Raw genomic sequence first — 16,003 nt, 5'->3', positions numbered from 1 at the left:
GAATTGAAACAGCATGATTGCAAAACCTGCTTGCCGACAGGCGCAACAATGCAGAAACATACGATATGTAGAGCGCGCGCAATGCTTTTATTTCAGAGAGGCTTGTTGCACAATCTTCGTTTAGGCATCGCACAGTTGAATCCGGAATCTATGCTAAGATTATCCCGAATGCTCCACATCGCATGGACGTTATTACGAAGAATGTTTTTTGGTAGCGAATCCCAGATTCGAACTGGGGACCAACGGATTATGATTCCGCTGCTCTAACCACTGAGCTAATTCGCCACGTATAAGCCGAAGAGGTCGAATTCTGCCTTCAGCAGGGAACTCTGTCAAGATTAACAAGGATTTCCCGCTGCTATCTCCATGATCTTGCAGGAAGAAAAAATATGGCTTTAGCTGAGCTTCATAACACACTCCGGCATGACATTCAGCGTCCAATGATATCCCAACCTCATCCCGCCCCAGCCAAAGCCCCTGTATAATGCCTTCATGAAATTCGATGTCATAATTGTCGGCGGCGGCCTGGTTGGAGCCAGTCTGGCGCTTGCTCTCAAAGACAGCGGCCTCAAAATAGCATTGGTGGAGTCGCGCCCGCCCCTCCCGCTACCGGCCGATGACAGTTGGGACAGCAGAATCTATGCCATCAGCCCGGGCAGCACTGCCTTCCTGCAGAACCTGGGAGTCTGGCAAACGCTCGACAAATCCAGGATGAGCCCGGTATACAACATGGCCGTGTTTGGCGATGATAGCGCCGCACGCATCGATTTCAGCGCCTATGATATCGGATTTCCGGAACTCGCTTTCATCCTGGAGAACCGGCAGCTTCAGGCTGCGGTATGGGAGGCGCTCAAGCGCCGAAAAAAACATCTCAAGATTTTCTGCCCCGCGCAGTGTACCTCGATAACATGGGCTGACTCCCATGCCGATCTGCACCTCGCCGATGGCAATGTGTTGCAAGGGTCGCTGATCGTCGGCGCAGATGGCCTGAATTCCTGGGTGCGCGAGCAGGCGGAAATCACGGTGGCGCGGCATTCCTACCAGCAGACAGGTGTAGTGGCCAATTTCAACGCCGAGCGGCATCACAATAATGTCGCTCACCAGTGGTTCCGGCGAGACGGGGTATTGGCACTGCTGCCATTGCCCAACAACCTGGTATCCATGGTGTGGTCGGCCAGGGAAGAGCTGGCGCGCAAGTTACTGGGTCTACCTGAGGCGGAACTGTGCCAACAGGTCGCCGAAGCCTCGTGCCACACCCTGGGCGAGCTGCAACTCGTCACACGGCCTGCTGCTTTTCCGCTGAATTTCGTACACGTGAACAAACTGGTGCAGCCGCGTCTTGCGCTTATTGGTGATGCCGCGCACGGTATTCACCCACTTGCCGGGCAAGGTGTCAATCTTGGCCTGCGCGATGCGCATGAGCTGGCCTCTACCCTCATGTCGCGAGGCTTGCAACCGGATTGCGGGGATTACCGGTTGCTGCGCCGTTATGAGCGGGCACGCAAGGAAGATATTCTGGCCATGGAGCTGGTTACCGATGGGCTGCAGAAGTTATTCAGCAATCCTAACCCGACACTGGTTCGCTTGCGTAATTTAGGGCTGGGAATCACCAACCGCCTACCGCTCATAAAAGACCGGCTGATGCAGCACGCATTGAGCTGACGCCAAGCCATGGATTGATCGGCTCACATACCGTTAAGCTAACAACCAGGCACTAAAAACCACATAAACGGAGCAATCGGGTCATGCGCATAAATCTTGTTTTCTCTTCGCTGCTGTTGTGCTTCCTTTTCGGAACGGCCTTTGCTGATGAGGCGTCTTTGAAAAAAGCGATCCAGGCAAATTTCCCGGGGGAGAAAATCGAAAGCCTGAAGAAAACTCCCTACCTCGGGCTATACGAAGTGGTGGTGGGTGGAGAATTGTTTTATACCGATGAAAAAGCGTCATACCTTTTTTTCGGCCATGTCGTTGATCCGCAAACGAAGCAGAGCTTGACCAGCGATCGCTTGCAGCAGATCAAGGATGCACGGCGAATAAGTGTTGACTCTCTCCCATTGGAACTTGCAATTAAAGCAGTCAAGGGAAATGGAAAGCGCAAGCTCGTGGTTTTTTCCGACCCGAATTGCCCCTACTGCAAGCGTCTGGAAAAAGAACTGGCCAACGTTAACGATGTGACTGTCTATACGTTGCTTTACCCGGTGCTTAACGGCTCGGTCCCTACCGCTACTTCAATATGGTGTTCACCCGACCGGCTCAAGGCTTGGGAAGATTTCATGCTTAAAGACATTGCGCCAACCGGAAAAGACTGTGAGACGCCGATTGGCAAGCTTCTTCAGGCAGGCCAGAAGAACGGCATAAGCGGTACCCCGACGCTGATTTTTGCGGATGGCTCGATCGCGCCAGGTTTGATGGCTGCTGAAGCCATAGAAAAGAAACTGGGTGTGTCATCCGCAAAATGACAAGCGCGGAATTGTGGCGTCGGCCCGAACAAGTTCAATTCCTTCTGATCTGAGCTTGCGGCACATAGCCGGCGGGCATTAAAACCCACATCTTGCCTGCCTGTTTCATCTTGCCAGCCTGTTCCGCTGCCTCGATTCCAAAACCCCAGAAGAAATCGGCGCGGACATTGCCCTTGATGGCCCCGCCTGTGTCCTGCGCCACCATGAGCCGATAAAGCTGCTTATCCGTATTAGGCCAGGTCGTGGCGAGAAAAACCGGTGCACCCTGAGGCACGGCCCGAGGGTCGACAGCAAGGCTTCTGCCCGCCGTCAGCGGTACACCGAGCGAGCCTAGCGGTCCCGGCACGGCGGTTGGCACCTCGCGGAAGAAAACAAAGCTCGAGTTCTGCCGTAACAATTCGCCCAGCTTATGGGGATTTCTCTGGCCCCAAGCCCTGATTCCCTGCATCGAAGCTTTTTCCAGGGGCAACTCGCCGCGCTCCACCAGCAATTTCCCGATGGATTTATAGGGATGCCCGTTTTGTTCGGAATAGCCTACGCGCACGACTTCACCATTCTCGAGTTGCACCCGGCCCGAACCCTGTATCTGCAGGAAAAACAGGTCGATCTCATCATCCACCCACAGCAGTTCCCTTCCCTGTAGCGGCGCAGGATTACTCGCAATGTCAGACCGGCTATAATACGGTATGATTTTGCGGCCTTGCAGCCGCCCTCTCAGCCGCATATTTTTGAGTTCCGGATAGACCTCACTCAAGTCGACCACCAGAAGCTCATCCGGCGTGCTGTATAGCGGATAGCGGTAACGCTTCGATTGCTTGCGACTACCTTTTAACAGCGGTTCATAGTAACCGGTGATGAGGCCATTGTCGCTACCGTCGGAATTCAGCACCTGATGTGGCACAAAACGGCTTTCGAAGAACTTTCGCAGTATTGCGCTATTCTGTCCACGCATGGCGGCAGCCTGAATGCAGGTTTCGCCCCACAGCGGCTGATTTTTCAGAACAGCGCAGCTTCGGAGGAAGGCATCCCATGCGGGCAGAATATCGTCCTCCGCCCAACCCGTCAGGGCGTTCCAGTCGGTTGGCTTGAGCATGGGTACCAACGAGGTCGGCGCAACCGGCGTTTCGATAGCGACCGGTGGAGTCGGCGTCGTGGAGACGATGGTACATGCGTTGAGCAAGAGTAGCGCGGCAACGGCAAGCAAGGCCGATTGGTCTTTCATCAGATTATGAGTTAGAGTTGCGTATGATAAATATACATCATGCTTGATCCTATGTGGATATTACTGCTGGAAGCGGGTGTCGCTCTATCGTTATTTATTCTTGTCGTCTGGTGGACAGCCAAGCCGCGCAAGAAAGATGACGAGGACGACCAAAATGACGGAAAAAACGAATAAGACGCTGCAAGCGGTGACAGGCGGTTGCCTGGATAGGCGCATCCGCGCTATCCGGCAGAGATTGGTGACGGAAAATCAAAAAATTCCGTAACAGTTTCCGCAATCATTCCTAACCCGGATGTTTCATAAATTCGCGTGATGATTGCGCAGGATTTTGTTTTGTAGGGAGATTTCGTGAAGAGTGGCGTAGTTATTCATACACCCCGACTGAACGAAATTTTCACACGAAACAAAAGACCAGCAAGGGCGCGCGTCAATTTATGAAACATCCGGGTTAAATATAAATATAATGCGGGTCCGCCAGTTATTTGGCAGAATACTCACCTTATGAGTATGGTTTTGTTATGCTGGGGAGCAAAATGAGATACCAAAGTTTTCAGGAGTTCTGCGCTTACATAGCCGAGCGGAACCCGGGCCAACCCGAATATCTGCAAGCGGTTGCAGAAGTCATCGAGAGTCTCTGGCCCTTTATCACGGAAAACCCTCGCTATGGCGAGCACGGTATTCTCGATCGCCTGATAGAAGCGGAGCGGGTAATCATTTTCCGGGTAGCCTGGGTAGACGATAAAGGCGAGGTGAATGTCAATCGTGGCTACCGGATCCAGCACAGTTCCTCCATTGGTCCTTACAAGGGCGGCACTCGTTTTCATCCCTCGGTGAATCTTTCCATCCTTAAATTTCTGGCGTTCGAGCAAACTCTCAAAAATGCCCTCACTACACTGCCCATGGGTGGCGGCAAAGGGGGCGCGGACTTCAATCCCAAGGGCCGGAGCCCGGGAGAGATAATGCGTTTCTGTCAGGCGTATATGAGCGAATTGTTCCGCCATATCGGTTCTGATATCGATGTGCCGGCTGGCGATATCGGCGTCGGCGGGCGAGAGGTTGGCTTCATGGCGGGCATGATGAAAAAGCTCTCCAACCGTGCGGACTGCGTTTTTACCGGCAAGGGGCTGAGTTTTGGCGGATCGCTGATTCGTCCGGAAGCCACCGGTTACGGCACGGTGTATTTCGCCGAGGAAATGCTCAAGCAATCCGGCCGCGCGCTCGAAGGGATGCGGGTTTCCGTCTCGGGTTCCGGGAATGTTGCGCAATATGCCGTGGAAAAAGCGATGGCACTCGGCGCTAAGGTAATAACCATGTCCGACTCCAGCGGGACTGTGGTGGATGAAGAGGGCTTCACCCCTGAAAAGCTGGCTGAGCTGATGGAGTGCAAAAACTTGCGCTATGCCCGAATCAGCAGCTATGCGGAATGCACGAAAGCCAATTTTATTCCCGGCATGCGTCCTTGGCATATTCCGGTCGACGTCGCCTTGCCGTGCGCCACCCAGAACGAGCTAAGTGATGAGGATGCGGCAAACCTGATCAACAACGGCGTAATATGTGTCGCTGAAGGCGCCAATATGCCTTCCACGGCGGAGGCAGTGAAGCGCTTCGAACGCAGCGGTGTTCTTTTTGCACCGGGTAAGGCGAGTAATGCGGGAGGCGTGGCCACCTCCGGTCTTGAAATGAGCCAGAATGCCATGCGCCTCTCATGGCCCCGGGAAGAGGTGGATGCCAGGTTGCTCGAGATCATGCAGGCTATCCATCGATCCTGTCTGCAATACGGTCAACGCAAGGACGGCACCGTCAGTTACGTCAACGGTGCCAATGTGGCGGGCTTCGTAAAAGTAGCGGATGCGATGATTGGCCAGGGCGTGATCTGATCACTGCGGTGATGTCGCCTCCTGTCAACGTCTTCCGCCTCATCTGGCTTATCTGACCCACACAGTCTTTATGTTAACGAATTCGCGGATGCCGTGATACGATAATTCCCTGCCAAACCCCGAAGCCTTGGTACCCCCAAAAGGCAGGCGCGGGTCAGACCTGACCATGCCATTAATGAAACTGCAGCCAGCCTGGATTTGCCTTACAAGCCGTTCGGCTTTTTCCGTGTCGCGGCTCCAGATGCTTGAACCCAGGCCGAAGCGGGTATCGTTGGCAATGCGAATGGCCTCTTCTTCATTTGCTGCCCGTATCACGGCGGCCACAGGACCGAATAACTCTTCATGATATGCCCGGGTTTTTGCCGTTACCCGATCCAATATCGATGGCGGGTAGAATGCGCCCTCTCCTCGCATGGGTTCACAACCGATAATCGCTTCTGCGCCTTGTCCGATCGAATCGACGACCTGCCGATGTAAATCTTTCCGCAGATCAAACCGTGCCATTGGACCGATCTGGGTTGTTTCATTCATGGGATCACCTATTTTCAAATCTTTTGTTTTTTTTATAAAGAGAGATACAAACTCATCGGCAACGTCGGCTACCGGAATGATGCGCTTCGCAGCTATGCATGACTGCCCACAGTTCTGAAACCGCGATTTCACCGCGAAGGTGGCAGCAAGTTCGAGATCGGCATCTTTCAGCACGATGAATGCATCCGATCCGCCCAGTTCCATGACGCATTTTTTCAAATGCCGACCGGCATGGGAAGCCACTTCACGCCCAGCGGACTCCGAACCTGTAAGTGTCACCGCATTGACGTGAGGGCTGGCAATAACCTCGGCTACGTCGGCAGACTCGATCATGAGTGCCGCAAATAGATGTGGGGGAAATCCCGCATCGCGGAATAATTGCTCTAACGCCAACGCGCATTGAGGGACGTTTGAAGCATGCTTCAAAACACAAGCGTTGCCTGCCATCAACGCTGGGGCGGCAAAACGAATCACCTGGAAAAATGGAAAATTCCATGGCATCACACCCAGCACGACGCCTGCCGGTTCGTAGGAAACATAACTCTTGCCCGCATCGGTCTGAACCATTTCCGGCTGCACGAAATGCTCGGCGTGCACTGCGTAGTAATCACAGACAAGCGCGCATTTTTTTATCTCTGCATGGCCCTCGCGCACCGGCTTTCCCATTTCAATGGCCATTAGTGCGGCATATTCGTCAATTCGTTCGTGCAGCAGCTTGACAACGCTATGCATGCGCTCGGCCCGGTCGGGGAGCGTCATTTGCGCCCAGGTTCGCTGCGCATTCCAGGTTTTTTCCAAAGCCGCCGCCAGATAATGACTATCCCAACTGGGATAGGTTTTTAGCGTTTCATTGGTGGTGGGGTTCAGGCTGATATATGGCATGATGTGCTATTCTTCAGGAAGAGAAGCGCCCTGTCCGAACGGGAGACAAATGCGTATGGCGTAAGCCGGTATTTCACCTAATTTTTCAGCTCAATCAATTATTTTATAGCAGGTTATGAAAATCTTTTTTGCAATGTTATTTTTTGCTATGTCTGCCGGAACCGTGGCCGCGAGCCAGGATGACGATTTCATGACCATGAGGCAAGCGTTTCAAAATGGCGACGCCAGCCGAGTGGCGGCCTATGCGCAACGCCTGAGAGGGCATGTACTGGAACCCTACGCAATCTACTATCAGCTATACCCGCAGCTTGAGAATATCGATGTGAGCATGCCGGCGGTCAAAGGTTTTCTCGATCGCTACAAGGATAGCCCACTGAGCGACAGGCTACAGGGTGAATGGCTAAAAAGCCTTGGCAAGGCGCAGCAATGGGAATTATTTGCGGAGGGATATCCGGATCTCATCAACAAGGATACTGAACTTACCTGCTATTCACTTCAACACCGCATCGCCGCAAACGATGCCAGTGCATTCACCGAGGCGCACCCGTTATGGTTTAACGCACGGGACATGCCGGAAAGCTGCACGGCGTTGTTCGATGCGCTGGATGTTGCCGGGAAATTGACGGTGGAAGATGTATGGACGCGCCTGCGTCTCGCGCTCGAGGCAGGCAATGTAGGGGTAGCGAAACGCATCAATGAATATCTACCGGAAAATGAGGCGCTCAATACGCGCCAGCTGGACTCCGCCGCAGGGAGCCCATTGCGCTTTCTGGAAAAACATCGGCATGAGATCAATACTCGCGCCGACCGTGAAATCGCTTTTTTTGCAATACTGCGTTTGCTCCGTAACAACCCCGATCAGGCCTATGCCTATTGGCCGAGAATGCGCGCGCGATTCAGCAATGCGGATCATGCGTATTTCATGGTGCAACTGGCGGATCAGGCAGCGCGAAAGCTGAATCCGCGCGCCCTTGACTGGTTTGCGGAAGCCGCCGGCACCGACACGCCGGTTGCGTTATCGGATGCGCAACTCGGATGGAAAACGCGCGCGGCCCTGCGCGCCGGTGATTGGGGTCTGGTGCTGGATGCGATCGAAGCCATGTCTGCTTCCGAACAGGAGACAGGTGTATGGCGTTACTGGAAAGCGCGGGCGCTGAAAGCCGGAGGCAAGATAACGGAAGCGAATGTTATTTTCGCTCCCTTGAGCACCGAGCACAACTTTTATGGTCAACTGGCGGAAGAGGAACTGGGCGTAGCGATCGGCGTCGCGACCGAACCCTATAAACCCACGTCAAAGGAAATTGCCGCCATTGAGCGGCTGCCGGGAATAAAACGGGCGCTTGCCTTGTATCGCCTTAATCTGCGAACGGAGGCCACACGCGAATGGGTCTGGGCAATACGCGATTTCGACGACGGACGCCTGCTTGCCACCGCTGAAGTTGCGCGGCGTAATGGAATCTATGACCGGGCCATCAATACGGCGGATAAAACAGTACGGCAGCATGATTTCACCCTGCGTTTTCTCGCTCCTCACCGCGATGCGCTGCGTAACCTCGTGAAGCAACAGGAACTCGATGAGGCCTGGGTATACGGCCTCATCCGCCAGGAAAGCCGGTTCATCAGCGATGCCAGATCCAGCGCCGGTGCGATGGGTTTGATGCAATTGATGCCGGCCACTGCGAAATGGGTATCGAAAAAAATGGGCGTCCGGAAATTTTCCCCCGCACGCGTGTCCGAGATAGATACCAATCTGACCCTGGGTACGTATTATCTCAAGCATGTCTTGACACTTACCGACAACCAGCCACTGCTGGCTTCTGCCGCTTATAACGCTGGTCCCGGCCGGGCGCAGCAATGGCGCGGCGACAAGCCGATGGAAGGCGCAATATACGCCGAAACCATCCCTTTCAATGAAACCCGCGACTATGTAAAAAAAGTCATGAGCAACGCAATGTATTACGCCAACACCTTCGGGCATCCAACGACGGCGCTGAAGCATCGGCTTGGGGTTGTGATGTCCCGGGAGGATAGCGAGCAATTTTCAGAAGCGAAAAGTAAACAATGAACATTAAAAATGTCTGCATTTTTGGCGGCAGCGGATTTGTCGGCCGGCATCTCGCAAATCTCCTGACCACGCAAGAAATCTATATGCGTATTCCCACGCGCAGCTACAAGCGCGCCAGGAGCCTGCTGGTTTTACCAACCGTACGCCTGGTAGAGGCGAATATTTACGATGATGCGGAACTTGACCGGCTACTGACAGGCATGGATGCGGTCATCAACCTGGTGGGTATTCTGCATGGGGACTTCAACACTGTGCACGTGGAGCTCCCGCGTAAAATCGCGGCCGCATGCGAGCGCAACGGAATAGCGCGCTTACTGCACATGAGTGCACTGAATGCCGGCCCGAGCCAGCCCAGCGCGTATTTGCGCTCCAAGGCCGAAGGCGAAAAAATCATGATGACGTCCGGCCTGGTTACGACCAGCTTCAGGCCGTCCGTTATTTTCGGCCCCGGAGACTCATCGCTCAGCCTGTTTGCCAGGCTGGCGCGGCTACCGGTGTTGCCCCTGGGGTCGCCCAATGCAAAATTTCAGCCGGTATTCGTCAAGGATGTAGCGCATGCATTCGCCGCCAGCTTGACGGCGCCCCACACTTTTGGTCAGCGCTACGATCTGTGCGGCCCACAATGTTACAGCCTGCGGCAGTTGGTGGAATATGCCGCCCACGTTACCGGGCGTGACCCGGCCATCATCGGCCTCAACGATAGCCTTTCTTATCTGCAGGCGATGATAATGGAGTTTCTACCCGGAAAACTCGTGACCCGCGACAACTATTATTCAATGAAAGTGGATAGCGTCTGTAATTGTGACGCCCCTGGCAACTTTATGGAAGCCTGGGGTATTCGGTCCACTGCCCTGGAAGAAGTGGCACCTATATATCTGGCGGGCGATGTGCCGCGGGAACGGTACGATGATTTTCGCGCAGGGCGATAATCCACCCTTCGAGAGTCGTTCTTAATGAAGACTTATCTGGTCGGCGGCTCCGTTCGCGATGAGATCCTGGGCCTGCCGGTGACCGACCATGACCATGTAGTTGTAGGATCGTCGCCGGACGAGATGATCCGGCTCGGCTACCGTCCGGTAGGAAAAGATTTTCCTGTTTTCCTTCATCCCCGGAGCCAGGAGCAATATGCGCTGGCACGTACCGAGCGCAAGGTGTCACGCGGGTACAAGGGCTTCGAAGTTTATGCCTCGCCTGAAGTTACCTTGCAGGAGGATCTGGCGCGGCGCGATCTCACCATCAATTCCCTGGCCAAGGATCAGGACGGCAATATCATCGACCTGTTTGGCGGCTTGTCCGACCTGGAAGCCGGGCTACTGCGTCACATAAGCCCGGCATTCACTGAAGATCCGGTTCGCGTGCTGCGAACCGCCCGTTTTGCCGCCCGCTTCGGTTTTCGAATCGCATCCGAGACCCTCGCACTGATGAGCGAGATGGTGCACAACGGTGAAGTGGATGCGCTGGTACCGGAACGGGTCTGGCAGGAATTTGCACGCGGCTTGATGGAACAACGGCCTTCGCGCATGTTCTATGCGCTTCGCGAGTGTAGCGCGCTCGCCCGCATCATGCCTGAAGTGGACGCCTTGTTCGGGGTACCCCAACCGGCGCAGCACCACCCTGAAATTGATACCGGCGTGCATGTGATGATGGTTATCGATCATGCAGCTTCCAGGAATTATTCCCTGCCGGTACGGTTCGCCTCGCTGACGCATGATCTTGGCAAAGGCACGACTCCACCGGAGGAATGGCCGCGCCATATCGGTCACGAAGCACGGAGCGTCAAGCTGGTGAAAGATTTATGCGAGCGCATCAGGGTACCTAACGAAGCGCGCGACCTCGCTTTACTGGTCGCACGCTACCATGGCGACGTACATCGCGCTGCAGAACTGCGGCCCGTCACCATCGCCAATATGTTGCAAGGCGTGGATGCATACCGCAAACCGAAACGCTTCGAAGAATTTTTGCAGGCATGCGCCTGCGATTTTCACGGCCGGCCCGGCTATGCGGAAAAACCTTACCCCCAGGCCGAGCGGTTACATGACGCGTTTGAAGCGGCCAGGAGCGTGGATGCGGGCGCAATTGCCGCTGAATTGACCAAAACCATTTCCGATCCCACTCGCCTGCCGGGCGCGATCAATACCAGGGTGAGCGAGATGCGGATCGCGGAAATCAGAAACCGGTTGGCCTGACGCTGTAAAAGATAAATTGCGGCGACCTGATTAAATCAACCAGTACCACTACACCGCTTTTTTTGGGATGGATGGGGCATGGCGCTATTCATCGGCAATTGTGGGATGGGATACGCAATCTCACCATTGCTCGCAATGCAGTGCACGCTCCTTCAACCGTGGCAATGGCCCCGAATGCCGCGCTTCTCAAAATAGTGCTGATGGTATTCCTCTGCAGGATAAAACTCGGAGGCCGGCAGAATTTCCGTGACGATGGGCCCGCGCCAGCGCCCGCTTTGCTGCAATTTTTCCCTGGACGCTTTCGCCGCAATCTCCTGCTCGGGCGTATAAAAGAAAATCACCGAACGGTATTGCGTACCTACGTCCGGTCCCTGCCGATTGGGTGTGGTGGGATTGTGGCAATTCCAGAACACCTCGAGCAACTCATCGTAACCAACCTGAGATGGATCGTATGCCACCTGCACCACTTCGGCATGGCCGGTCTCGCCCGAACATACATCGCGATAGGCAGGATTCTTGATATGGCCGCCGGCGTATCCGCTTATCACCTCATCCACGCCCTTGACTGCCCGAAAAACAGATTCGACGCCCCAGAAACAACCTGCTCCAAAAATTGCTTTTTCTGTTGTCATTTCGGCACCTCCTCAACGTAACCACGCTTAACCACGTAACCGGTCTATATGCCCATGCTGATGTTCGAACGAATCGCCGACAGCCGGCGAGTAGCTTTCATTCTCATAAATCCAGAATACCATGCTGGCTGCAAGGCCATCAAACACAATTGAGTAAAATTTAGTGCCAGTGCCGGCCACTCTGGAACCCATCATGGATAACATGCAAAAATCACCAAAAAGTCCAGCATGGCTACCTCGGCTTCCGTGGCGCGTTGGCGAATAGGCGGTCATAAAGGAAATTGGGAAGGAATTTTAAAACCCGGGCGACGATCGCCATTTGCCAGGGAATCACGGCGAACAGTACCTTGTTCTCGATAATGCGCACGATTTTTTCAGCGACCTCTTCTGCTGTCAGAAGGAAAGGCATGCGGAAGGGATTATTCGCCGTCATCGACGTTGCGACGTAGCCGGGACAAATGGTTATGACCGATACGCCATTGCCGTGCATCTCGACCCGCAGGCTTTCGAGATAGCTGATGGCGGCAGCCTTGGAGGCTGAGTAAGCGCCGCTTCCTGGAAGGCCCCGATAGCCTGCGACGCTGGCAATGCCGACCAGGTTGCCTTGTCCGGCTGTCCTCATTACGGAAATAAATGGCTGGAAGAGGTTCACCATGCCAATGACATTGGTGGCGAGGATACTTTCAAAAACTTCACGATCTTCGGCATATTCGGTAAGCGTGCCGCGGCTGATGCCCGCATTGGCGATGACGATATCGGGGCAGCCATGGCGGCGCATGAAATCGTGCGCTGCGGCCTGCATTGCGCCGGCATCGCGGACATCGGCCACATAGATCGACGCACCCGGTAATTCTGCCGCAAGGGTTTCCAGTAAATCTGCGCGCCGTGCGATCAGGCCCAGCGTTGCCCCCAGACCGGCATAGTGCCGTGCCAATGCGCTACCCAGGCCACTGGATGCCCCACTTATGACAACTTTCAATGGCATCAAACAGCATCTCGATATCGCACTATTTCTTTACCCGCTCCTTGCGCACCTTCTCAATCAACTCATCCATCGTTCTAATGGTATCGTCGGGCGTGCCACCCATTTTTCCGCTGGTGAGGTATCTACCGTCCACCACTATCGCCGGCACGCCTGTGAGGCTGTAATCCTTGGACATATGTGTTGACCGCGACGCCTGGTTTTGTACGGAAAAAGAGTTGTAGGCATCAATAAATTTCTTCCGGTCTATCCCCTGCTTCGCCATCCAGTCGAACAATACCTCGTCCTTGGTCAAATCGATCTTGTCGCGATGAATGGCCTCGTAGACCTTATCGTGCAGCCGGTCTGTTTCACCAAGCGCTTCCAGCGCATAGAAGGTTTTTGCGCCGGGAATCCAGTTTGCGCGAAAGATGGCGGGAACGTAACGAAAGTTCACATCTTTAGGCTTCCGCTTCAGCCAGGCTTTGATTCGCGGATGAAGTTCGTAGCAATGCGGGCAACCGTACCAGAAGAATTCTATGACTTCAATCTTGCCATCACTGTCGGTCGGTCGAGGTTGGGGCAGAATAGTGTAATCTGTCCCTTCAACAATTTCGGCGCGAGCGGCCGAAATACCGGTGACACTGATGCCGACCAGAAAGAGGACCGCCGCAAGCAAACGCAATGAACTCATTTTGTTCTCCTGGAAATAGACTATATATTTATTCGCGCCGAAAGCGAGACTGGAAGTCCCTGTTTTACTGCACCCCTTCATGTGTTTTGATGAGACTGCTTTGTACGCCGCTTTGTTGCAGAGATGCGCGCACCCGGTCGCCATCTGCAGCACTGGAAAAAGGACCTACGCGCACCCTGTGCCAAGTACCTTTTTCCGGCAAATTGGCAGCTTGAACTGATGCTTCCACCCCGAGCATGGCAAGTTTCGCTTTCAAATTATCCGCGTCATCGGCATTCTGGAAAGACCCTGCCTGGAGAAAATACTTATCCTGCGAAGAAGTCCGCTGCGCAGCCTGCTTGATCTGGTGCTCCGGCACGGGCTCCTCGGCATCGGGCAGGATTTTATAGAATTCGAAGCGTGGTTTGGCATCGGCAACGCTGGCTGGCTTGGCTTCCGTGCCGGAGGATTGTGCCGCCCTTTCAGTTTGGGTTATGGCACTTTTCGCCGCGGCGCTATCCACCACTTTGTCCTGGGATATAAATGGGCTGGGCGCCTGATTGATATACATCCAGGTGCCAATGGCACTGAGAAGGCCCAGCGCATAGCCGATAAATACCCCCAGGAGAAGCGTACTCCTGCTTTTGGCGGAAATTGACGAGTTGGTGTGGGTTTTATAATCTCGGCTCATGGGAACATATTCAATAGAGTGGCTACATTTTAACCGGGGCGCTTACGCCCAGCAGTTTCAGACCATTGCTCAATATTTGCCGTATCGCGGCAACCAGCCCTAACCGGGCCAGCCGCAGCGGAATTTCCGGAACGAGAAAACGGGTAGCATTATAGTAACTGTGAAACTCACCCGCCAGTTCCCTGAGATAGAAGGCGATCAGATGAGGAGAAAGTTCCTTCGCCGCTGCCTCCACCATTTCAGGATAATCGATCAGCTTCTGCAAAAGAGATAATTCAGCGGGGTCTATAAGTGGAGACATATCCGCTGTGCGAAGCACAGCCGGGTCTTCACCCCATTGTTCCAGTACGCTGCAAACCCTTGCATGGGCATACTGCACGTAATAAACGGGATTATCGTTGCTTTGCGATTTAGCCAGGTCCAGGTCAAAATCCAGATGCTGGTCGCTTTTACGCAATACGTAAAAAAAGCGTGCTGCGTCGTTTCCTACTTCCTGGCGTAATTCACGCAACGTGACAAATTCCCCCGAACGGGTGGACATGGGCGCTTTTTTTCCGTCGCGGTAGAGCACCGCGAACTGCACCAGCGCAATTTCAAGTTTTCCGGGATCGATAGCCAGCGCTTTCATCGCGCCTTTTACTCGTGGAATATATCCGTGATGGTCGGCCCCCCAGACATCGATGACGCGTTCGAAGCCGCGTTCGAACTTATTGAGATGATAAGCGATATCTGAAGCGAAATAAGTAAACTGCCCGTTTTCCCGCTGAACTACCCGGTCTTTTTCATCGCCGAAATCGGTTGATCGGAACCACTGGGCGCCATCCTGCTGATATAGATAGCGTCCCTGTTCGAGCAATTGGACCGCATGTGCCACGTCACCGTTATCGAACAACGATTGCTCGGAAAACCATGTGTCAAAAGCGACACCGAATTCCATCAAGTCATTGCGACAGTCACCCAATTGCTCGGTCAGGACGAAATTGTGAATGTATGCGTAATCCTGCCCCAGCAGTTTTTTGGCTTTGGCAATCAGCCCGTCGAGGTCTGCTTCGGTACCGGCCTCCGCTTCCTCCGAGATACCTTCGAACAGCAGGTCAGGCCGATGCACATACCGCCCTGCATGCGCTTTGTGGATCAGGCGTGCCATATCGCGCACGTACTGGCCTTGGTACGCGTTACCGGGGAAGCGCGAAGTGACTCCGTTCAGCTCCAGGTAACGCAGCCAGGTGGAAAGCGCAAGAATATCCATCTGACGTCCGGCATCATTGACATAATACTCACGTGCAACGGAATAACCCGCAGCTGCCAGCACATTGGCAAGGCTTGCGCCGAATGCCGCACCTCGCCCATGCCCGACGTGCAAGGGTCCGGTCGGATTGGCCGAAACGAATTCCACTTGTACCTTTTTACCTGCACCCAGATTAATATGGCCGAACTGCTCGCCGCTCTCCAGTACATAACGGGGAAACTGCTGCTTGGCGGAAGTCGTGAGAAATAAATTAATAAAGCCGGCACCCGCGACCTCTATCTTTTCGAGATAGGGTGAGGCGGAAAGCACGTCGACGAGCAGCGCGGCGATCTCACGCGGGCTTTGGCGCAGCGGCTTGGCCAATTGCATCGCCAGGTTACAGGAGTAATCACCATGGTTCGCTTGGCGGGGGCGCGCAAACTCTATATTCGCATCCAGTGCTGAGGGTCCCATTTCGCTCAAGGGCGTCCGCAGGAGCTCGGCAAAATGGGATTTAAAGTTGGGTTGGACTGGAGGAATCATAACAATAGCGAGAGGTTGGCAGCGGTTATTATAACGACGTTGGGATGAGTTAC

General features: G+C 54.2%; 15 protein-coding genes and 1 tRNA gene. 7 read left to right on the top strand and 9 right to left on the bottom strand.

Features of this window, described 5'->3' with window-relative positions:
* Positions 1-209: 209 nt before the first annotated feature.
* Positions 210-285, bottom strand: a tRNA-Met gene (locus F822_RS09990).
* Positions 286-492: 207 nt separating this feature from the next.
* On the opposite strand from F822_RS09990, the gene F822_RS09985 reads away from it, so the two are divergent.
* Both F822_RS09985 and F822_RS09980 read left to right on the top strand, forming a co-directional pair.
* Positions 493-1,662, top strand: coding sequence for a UbiH/UbiF family hydroxylase (locus F822_RS09985; protein WP_025040775.1), 1,170 nt, complete (start codon positions 493-495; stop codon positions 1,660-1,662).
* A gap of 83 nt (positions 1,663-1,745) precedes the next feature.
* Complete coding sequence (locus F822_RS09980) at positions 1,746-2,459, top strand: DsbC family protein (protein WP_025040776.1); 714 nt, start codon at positions 1,746-1,748, stop codon at positions 2,457-2,459.
* A gap of 34 nt (positions 2,460-2,493) precedes the next feature.
* Here F822_RS09980 and mltA read toward each other — a convergent pair whose 3' ends face one another.
* Complete coding sequence (gene mltA, locus F822_RS09975) at positions 2,494-3,681, bottom strand: murein transglycosylase A (RefSeq protein WP_025040777.1); 1,188 nt, start codon at positions 3,679-3,681, stop codon at positions 2,494-2,496.
* 39 nt (positions 3,682-3,720) lie between these two features.
* On the opposite strand from mltA, the gene F822_RS15885 reads away from it, so the two are divergent.
* The gene (locus F822_RS15885; protein ID WP_256330133.1) at positions 3,721-3,855 is read left to right on the top strand and encodes a hypothetical protein; all 135 of its coding nucleotides are present in this window, start codon (positions 3,721-3,723) and stop codon (positions 3,853-3,855) included.
* A gap of 359 nt (positions 3,856-4,214) precedes the next feature.
* The gene (gene gdhA, locus F822_RS09970) at positions 4,215-5,558 is read left to right on the top strand and encodes an NADP-specific glutamate dehydrogenase (protein ID WP_025040778.1); all 1,344 of its coding nucleotides are present in this window, start codon (positions 4,215-4,217) and stop codon (positions 5,556-5,558) included.
* Positions 5,559-5,606: 48 nt separating this feature from the next.
* Here gdhA and F822_RS09965 read toward each other — a convergent pair whose 3' ends face one another.
* Positions 5,607-6,971, bottom strand: coding sequence for an NAD-dependent succinate-semialdehyde dehydrogenase (locus F822_RS09965; RefSeq protein WP_025040779.1), 1,365 nt, complete (start codon positions 6,969-6,971; stop codon positions 5,607-5,609).
* Positions 6,972-7,086: 115 nt separating this feature from the next.
* On the opposite strand from F822_RS09965, the gene F822_RS09960 reads away from it, so the two are divergent.
* Genes F822_RS09960 through F822_RS09950 form a run of 3 tightly spaced genes read left to right on the top strand, consistent with a single transcriptional unit; the run spans position 7,087 to position 11,222 of the window.
* Entirely contained in the window at positions 7,087-9,036 is a 1,950-nt protein-coding gene (locus tag F822_RS09960) for a lytic transglycosylase domain-containing protein (protein WP_025040780.1), read from the top strand.
* Positions 9,033-9,965, top strand: coding sequence for a complex I NDUFA9 subunit family protein (locus tag F822_RS09955; RefSeq protein WP_025040781.1), 933 nt, complete (start codon positions 9,033-9,035; stop codon positions 9,963-9,965). The genes F822_RS09960 and F822_RS09955 overlap by 4 nt, the downstream gene beginning before the upstream one ends.
* A gap of 24 nt (positions 9,966-9,989) precedes the next feature.
* Positions 9,990-11,222 (top strand): multifunctional CCA addition/repair protein, encoded by a 1,233-nt coding sequence (locus tag F822_RS09950; protein WP_025040782.1) that lies wholly within the window; start codon positions 9,990-9,992, stop codon positions 11,220-11,222.
* Between the two features lie 152 nt (positions 11,223-11,374).
* Here the strand turns inward: F822_RS09950 and msrA are convergent, their stop codons facing one another.
* From msrA to argS, 6 genes are all read right to left on the bottom strand, one after another.
* Positions 11,375-11,854 carry a peptide-methionine (S)-S-oxide reductase MsrA gene (msrA, locus tag F822_RS09945; protein ID WP_025040783.1) on the bottom strand — a complete coding sequence of 160 codons (480 nt, stop codon included), beginning with the start codon at positions 11,852-11,854 and terminating at the stop codon, positions 11,375-11,377.
* Positions 11,855-11,881: 27 nt separating this feature from the next.
* The gene (locus F822_RS15335) at positions 11,882-12,049 is read right to left on the bottom strand and encodes a hypothetical protein (RefSeq protein ID WP_156304389.1); all 168 of its coding nucleotides are present in this window, start codon (positions 12,047-12,049) and stop codon (positions 11,882-11,884) included.
* Positions 12,050-12,086: 37 nt separating this feature from the next.
* Complete coding sequence (locus tag F822_RS09940; protein WP_025040784.1) at positions 12,087-12,839, bottom strand: SDR family oxidoreductase; 753 nt, start codon at positions 12,837-12,839, stop codon at positions 12,087-12,089.
* Positions 12,840-12,861: 22 nt separating this feature from the next.
* On the bottom strand, positions 12,862-13,509 hold the full coding sequence (locus F822_RS09935; RefSeq protein ID WP_025040785.1) for a thiol:disulfide interchange protein DsbA/DsbL: 648 nt from the start codon (positions 13,507-13,509) through the stop codon (positions 12,862-12,864).
* Between the two features lie 64 nt (positions 13,510-13,573).
* A complete protein-coding gene (locus F822_RS09930; protein WP_025040786.1) occupies positions 13,574-14,179 on the bottom strand; it encodes an SPOR domain-containing protein in 606 nt (201 codons plus the stop codon).
* 22 nt (positions 14,180-14,201) lie between these two features.
* Complete coding sequence (gene argS / locus F822_RS09925) at positions 14,202-15,950, bottom strand: arginine--tRNA ligase (RefSeq protein WP_025040787.1); 1,749 nt, start codon at positions 15,948-15,950, stop codon at positions 14,202-14,204.
* Positions 15,951-16,003: the final 53 nt, after the last annotated feature.

Origin of the sequence: Nitrosospira briensis C-128, assembly GCF_000619905.2 — a bacterium.
Classification (GTDB): Bacteria; Pseudomonadota; Gammaproteobacteria; order Burkholderiales; family Nitrosomonadaceae; genus Nitrosospira; species Nitrosospira briensis.
This window is presented reverse-complemented; position numbering and strand designations above follow the sequence as displayed.